This is a genomic window from Thiolapillus sp. (assembly GCF_048562965.1).
Taxonomy (GTDB): domain Bacteria; phylum Pseudomonadota; class Gammaproteobacteria; order Chromatiales; family Chromatiaceae; genus Thiolapillus; species Thiolapillus brandeum_A.
The window spans coordinates 1-5,165 of the sequence record NZ_JBHNMF010000224.1 but is presented as its reverse complement, the minus strand read 5'-3'; the positions used below and the strand labels follow the sequence as shown (position 1 = coordinate 5,165).

Here is a 5,165-nt window from a genome sequence, read left to right as displayed (position 1 = left end):
GCCCAGACAATTGGCTCCCGCTCAATCCGGGTGACCTGCTCGGAAGAGCCGGATGCGGGAAATCCGCACGTCCGGTTCTGTGAGGGTGAAAGCCAGCAATGGCCGATCTACTCGACTAGGGGCAATTAATAGAGGTGCCCTTTACTGAGTTTTGCAGCTTTCTCCCGGGCATAGAACCGTGCCGAAGGAGGGGGGCTGCCAAGATAATACAAAGGGGTTGGGTTGTTTTCTTCTCTACCGCTGGCATTGCCCGATGCTCTGTTTGCGAAGGCCGCCAATCCTTTTTCTGTTTTGACGCTGTCGGGTTGCAGCATGACATATCCGTATGCGCCCAAAGAGAGCAATGGAACGAGGAACAGGGCAACATAACCGCCGCTTGCCATGAGTCTGCTTTTGTCCTGAGTCGCCGCTGCCCATGGCCAGGATCAGGGCAAGTGCGGGCAGGGCAGGTAACAGATAGGTACAGAGTACATTGCCCGCAGGCGTGAAAAACAAAGGCGTGAACAAAGCCCATGACAGCAGGTAAGAATGCAAAGGGGAGGCGGCGGTGGTTTTGAGCGTTTTACGGTCCTGCGCTGCAACCATTTTGCCAAGAAGCAATCCTATGGCAATCAAACCCCAGGGAAAGGACGCCATCAGCCATTGCAGCCAGATAGTGCCTTTGGGATGCCTGTGCGCACTGCCGTACAGATCTCTCCCCCCCCCCATCCGGGCTGAATGAAGCGCATGAAGTGTTCGCCAATGATGAAGTAATTCAGGAAACCGGGTGTTTTCAATTCTGCGGCGATGTACCAGGGTAAGCCAATCAGCAGTGTCAGCAGGCTTCCTTTCAGCCAGGGCAAGGCCTTGATATGGCATTGTGCAGTCCCGGACCGGTGAATGAAGCTCCAGATCACGATGGGGGCAAAGGTCAATATCAGTGCCAAAGGTCCCTTGGCCAACAGTCCAATGGCCAAACCGAGAAAAAATCCATAGCGCCAGTACCAGCGCGGCGCTGTTGGTGCGAGATAAAAAGCTGCCAGTGACCAGGTGACACCAAGGGTCAGGAACGGGTCTGTCATCACCGCACCGGAAGCCACATAAGCCAGGGCAGTGGTGATGTAGATCAGTACCGCGTTACGGGCGGTCCGTGTTGTGCCGGTAAGGAGTGCGAATCGCCATATTACCCATGAGGTAGCAAGAGTGGCCAGCAGTGATGGCAGGCGCACGGCAAATTCATTGATGCCAAAGGCTTTGAATGAGAGCGCTTCCATCCAGAATGCCAGGGGCGGTTTTCCCCAGAAAGGTACGTCAGGTTTGAACCAGGGAGTAATCCAGTCATTGGTGGTGACCATCAGTCTGGCGATTTCTGCATATCGCGCTTCGGTGGTGTCTGTCAACGGTACCAGGACCATGCCCAGGATCCGCAGCGCCACCAGTACGACAATGATCCAGATGAAGCCGGTCCGATGCAGCAATATTCTCATTGGTTCCTGAAAGCTATGCGGGTTGGTTCAGGTTGCAAACAGTATGGGGCCGCTGTCCAGGGTCTCTGGATCCACGACTTGGCATGCATCGGCACTACTTGACCTTCATGCCCGGTTGCGCACCGTCATCCGGGCTGAGGAGAAAGATATCCTTGCCACCCGGCCCGGCAGCCAGCACCATGCCCTCGGAAAGCCCGAAGCGCATCTTGCGCGGGGCCAGGTTGGCGACCATCACGGTGAGGCGCCCTTCCAGCTCGCCAGGATCATAGGCTGCCTTGATACCGGCGAAGACGTTGCGGGTCTCGCCACCCAGGTCCAGTGTGAGTTGCAGCAATTTGTCGGCGCCTTCAACTGCCTGAGCTTTGGTGATGCGCGCCACGCGCAGGTCTACCTTGGCGAAGTCGTCGAACTCGATGGTATCGGCGATGGCGTCCTGAGCCGGCTTTTCCGGTGCAGTCTTTTGCGGCCTGGTCTGCATGTCTTCCTTCGAGGCCTCCACCATGGCTTCCACTTTCTTGGGGTCCACACGGGTCATGAGAGGCTTGAACTTGTCGATTGCACGGCCGAGCAGGGGCTTGTCCGCGTCGCTCCATTGCAGGGTATCTACCTTCAGGAAGGCTTCCGCGGCTTCGGCGGTACCCGGCAATATGGGGCGCAGGTAGACCATGAGTACCTTGAACAGGTTGATGCCCATGGAACAGATGTCCTGCAGCTCCTGCTCGCGGCCTTCCTCCTTGGCCACCACCCAGGGCTGTTTCTCGTCGATGTACTGGTTGGCCTTGTCCGCCAGAGCCATGATCTCGCGCACGGCGCGGCTGAACTCGCGCTTTTCGTAGTGTTCGGCGATGGATTCACTGGCGTCTGTAAACGTCTTGAACAGCTCCGGCTCTGACAGTGATTCGGACAGCCTTCCGCCGAAGCGCTTGCTGATGAAGCCGGCGCAGCGGCTGGCGATGTTCACCACCTTGCCCACCAGGTCGGAATTGACCCGCTGTACGAAGTCCTCCAGGTTCAGGTCGATGTCGTCCACGCCGGAACCCAGCTTGGCGGCGAAATAGTAGCGCAGGTATTCGGGGTTGAGGTTGTCCAGGTAAGTGCGCGCCTTGATGAAACTACCCCGGGACTTGGACATCTTCTGTCCGTCCACGGTGAGGAAGCCGTGAGCATGGATGGTGATGGGCTTGCGGAAGCCGGCGCCATCCAGCATGGCGGGCCAGAACAGGGCATGGAAATAGATGATGTCCTTGCCGATGAAATGATACAGCTCGGTTTCGGCGCCTGCCGCCCAGAATTCGTCGAAATCCAGCCCTTTTTTCCCGCAGAAATTCTTGAAGCTGGCCATATAGCCGATGGGAGCATCCAGCCAGACATAGAAATACTTGCCGGGATGGCCGGGAATCTCGAAACCGAAGTAGGGAGCGTCGCGTGAAATGTCCCATTCGCGCAGGCCGGCCTCGAACCACTCGTCCAGCTTGTTGGCCACTTCGGGCTGCAGGTGGCCGCCGCGGGTCCATTCCCTGAGCATGTCCTCGAAATCCGCCAGTTTGAAGAAGTAATGCTCCGATTCCTTCTCCACCGGTTTGGCGCCCGAGACCACGGAGTAGCTGTTCTTAAGTTCCGTGGGGCTATAAGTGGCCCCGCAGACTTCGCAATTGTCACCATACTGGTCTGCTGCGCCGCACTTGGGACATTCACCCTTGATGAACCGGTCCGGCAGGAACATCTTTTCCTCTGGATCATAGGCCTGCACGATCTTGCGGCTGGTGATGTGGCCCGCTGCTAGGTTGCGCTCGTAGATCAGCTCGGCACATTCGCGGTTTTCCTCGGAATGTGTGCTGTGATAATTGTCGAACCCGACCCGGAAATCCCGGAAATCCGCCTGATGTTCCTCGGACATGGCCGCAATCAGTTCCTCTGGCGTGATGCCTTTCTGCCGCGCATGGAGCATGATAGGCGTACCATGGGAATCATCGGCACAGATGTACCAGCACTCGTTGCCGCGCATCTTCTGGAAGCGCGCCCAGATGTCTGTCTGGGTGTATTCCACGATGTGGCCGATGTGCAGGGGGGCATTGGCGTAAGGGAGGGCGCTGGTGACGAGGATCTTTCGCATGGTTGTCGCTATCGGTTGTGGTGGGCTTGTAGGTCGGGCTTCAGCCCGACATTCGCTTCATCGGGCTGAAGCACCGGCTTACATAAGCCTATTATTATCTCACAGAACAGATGGGTAATGTCCGAGTGTTTTGGTTGGTATTAACCTTCCAGTGGTGTAAAATCGCGCCCAGTTAAAGAATTCGTTTTGCCCTCGGGGCAGGAGTAACAAATCATGTCAGAAGTGACCAAAGAAGCGATCGAAGAAGCCCTGAAGGGCTATGTCCAGCCTGATCTGGGCAAGGATCTGGTGAGCACCAAGATGGTCAAGGATATCCAGATCGACGGCGGCAAGGTCAAGCTGACCGTTCTGCTGGGTTTTCCCGCCAAGAGCGTGGCTGAAGATATCAAGGCCGGTTTGTGCGAAGCAGTGAAAGCTGTAGACGGCGTGACTGACTGCGAGGTCGATCTGAGCTGGGAAATCGCTGCCCACTCCGTGCAGAAATCCCTCAAGCTTATCGACAACATCAAGAACATCATTGCCGTGGCTTCCGGCAAGGGCGGTGTGGGCAAATCCACAACGGCCGTCAATCTGGCCCTGGCACTGTCCCAGGAAGGCGCCAAGGTTGGCATCCTGGACGCGGACATCTATGGTCCTTCACAGCCGCGCATGCTGGGTATCTCCGGTCAGCCGGAATCCCCTGACGGCAAGACCCTGGAGCCCATGAACAGCTATCACCTGCAGGCCATGTCCATCGGCTTCCTCATCGACGAGGAGACCCCCATGATCTGGCGCGGACCCATGGTCACCCAGGCCCTGGAGCAGTTGCTGAACGATACCAACTGGTCCGATCTGGACTACCTCATCATCGACCTGCCCCCCGGCACCGGCGACACCCAGCTGACACTGGCGCAGAAGGTGCCCGTGTCCGGCGCTATTATCGTCACCACGCCCCAGGATATTGCCCTGCTGGACGCTCGCAAGGGCTTCAAGATGTTTGAGAAAGTGGAAGTGCCAGTACTGGGTATCGTGGAGAACATGAGCATCCATATCTGTTCCAACTGCGGCCATGAAGAGCATATCTTCGGCGAAGGCGGCGGCAAGAGCATGTCTGATCAGTACGGTGTGGATTTTCTCGGTGCGCTGCCTCTGGAAATGCGCATCCGTGAGGAAACTGATTCCGGCAAGCCCACGGTGGTTGCCGAGCCGGACTGCCGCACTTCTGAGATCTACCGCGAAATTGCCCGCAAGGCAGCTGCCAAACTGGCGGTGCAGGCCAAGAGCTATGCATCCAAGTTCCCCAATATCGTGATCCAGAACAACTGATTTGATACCCGGCCTGTCCGGGCAGAAATTCAGGTGACAGTAAGCCCCTCGACCATTCATTTGGCGGGGGCTTTCTCATTTCTTGATATATGGAATGAGATGCCGTTATTTGGGGTTCCTCGACGTTTTAAGTGGAATTCCTCCAAAAACCTGTGCCAGTATAGCGCCAAATACTGGCATGAGGAAAAGACGTGGACGGCAACGCAAGCGTGTCTTCGGCCTCGTGATAGATTTTGGGACATCCCAGTCCCCAAAATCGACTCGGCCTTTGACAACCTATT

At 56.7% G+C, this 5,165-nt stretch carries 4 protein-coding genes; 1 reads left to right on the top strand and 3 read right to left on the bottom strand.

The window, feature by feature from the left end; all coding sequences use genetic code 11:
• Window positions 1–125: 125 nt before the first annotated feature.
• From ACOCD2_RS11835 to metG, 3 genes are all read right to left on the bottom strand, one after another.
• The gene (locus ACOCD2_RS11835) at window positions 126–383 is read right to left on the bottom strand and encodes a hypothetical protein (protein ID WP_293647687.1); all 258 of its coding nucleotides are present in this window, start codon (window positions 381–383) and stop codon (window positions 126–128) included.
• A gap of 252 nt (window positions 384–635) precedes the next feature.
• A complete protein-coding gene (locus ACOCD2_RS11830) occupies window positions 636–1,466 on the bottom strand; it encodes an ArnT family glycosyltransferase (RefSeq protein ID WP_293672728.1) in 831 nt (276 codons plus the stop codon).
• 94 nt (window positions 1,467–1,560) lie between these two features.
• Window positions 1,561–3,579: a methionine--tRNA ligase gene (gene metG / locus ACOCD2_RS11825; protein WP_293647689.1), complete on the bottom strand. Its 2,019-nt coding sequence runs from the start codon at window positions 3,577–3,579 to the stop codon at window positions 1,561–1,563.
• Between the two features lie 213 nt (window positions 3,580–3,792).
• Between metG and apbC the strand changes: the two genes are divergently transcribed.
• On the top strand, window positions 3,793–4,884 hold the full coding sequence (apbC, locus tag ACOCD2_RS11820) for an iron-sulfur cluster carrier protein ApbC (RefSeq protein ID WP_293647690.1): 1,092 nt from the start codon (window positions 3,793–3,795) through the stop codon (window positions 4,882–4,884).
• The last annotated feature ends 281 nt before the right edge of the window (window positions 4,885–5,165 follow it).